General features: G+C 60.3%; 1 protein-coding gene and 1 pseudogene. One reads left to right on the top strand and one right to left on the bottom strand.

Annotated features, from left to right (window positions below):
* Window positions 1-301: pseudogene (intI1, locus tag EA795_RS20625) on the bottom strand (class 1 integron integrase IntI1); the annotation flags it as partial.
* Between the two features lie 101 nt (window positions 302-402).
* On the opposite strand from intI1, the gene folP reads away from it, so the two are divergent.
* A partial coding sequence (folP, locus tag EA795_RS20620; RefSeq protein WP_071538112.1) for a dihydropteroate synthase occupies window positions 403-943 on the top strand: 541 nt, incomplete at its 3' end.

The raw sequence follows: 943 nt of genomic DNA, 5'->3' as shown, positions 1-943 counted from the left end.
GCCAGGGCAGATCCGTGCACAGCACCTTGCCGTAGAAGAACAGCAAGGCCGCCAATGCCTGACGATGCGTGGAGACCGAAACCTTGCGCTCGTTCGCCAGCCAGGACAGAAATGCCTCGACTTCGCTGCTGCCCAAGGTTGCCGGGTGACGCACACCGTGGAAACGGATGAAGGCACGAACCCAGTGGACATAAGCCTGTTCGGTTGGTAAGCTGTAATGCAAGTAGCGTATGCGCTCACGCAACTGGTCCAGAACCTTGACCGAACGCAGCGGTGGTAACGGCGCAGTGGCGGTTTTCATGGCTTGTTATGACTGTTTTTTTGTACAGTCTATGCCTCGGGCATCCAAGCAGCAAGCGCGTTACGCCGTGGGTCGATGTTTGATGTTATGGAGCAGCAACGATGTTACGCAGCAGGGTGACGGTGTTCGGCATTCTGAATCTCACCGAGGACTCCTTCTTCGATGAGAGCCGGCGGCTAGACCCCGCCGGCGCTGTCACCGCGGCGATCGAAATGCTGCGAGTCGGATCAGACGTCGTGGATGTCGGACCGGCCGCCAGCCATCCGGACGCGAGGCCTGTATCGCCGGCCGATGAGATCAGACGTATTGCGCCGCTCTTAGACGCCCTGTCCGATCAGATGCACCGTGTTTCAATCGACAGCTTCCAACCGGAAACCCAGCGCTATGCGCTCAAGCGCGGCGTGGGCTACCTGAACGATATCCAAGGATTTCCTGACCCTGCGCTCTATCCCGATATTGCTGAGGCGGACTGCAGGCTGGTGGTTATGCACTCAGCGCAGCGGGATGGCATCGCCACCCGCACCGGTCACCTTCGACCCGAAGACGCGCTCGACGAGATTGTGCGGTTCTTCGAGGCGCGGGTTTCCGCCTTGCGACGGAGCGGGGTCGCTGCCGACCGGCTCATCCTCGATCCGGGGATGG

It is taken from the genome of Stutzerimonas nitrititolerans (genome assembly GCF_003696285.1).
GTDB lineage: Bacteria > Pseudomonadota > Gammaproteobacteria > Pseudomonadales > Pseudomonadaceae > Stutzerimonas > Stutzerimonas nitrititolerans.
Note: the sequence above shows the minus strand (reverse complement) of the source record. Positions and strands in the feature narration are given on the sequence as shown.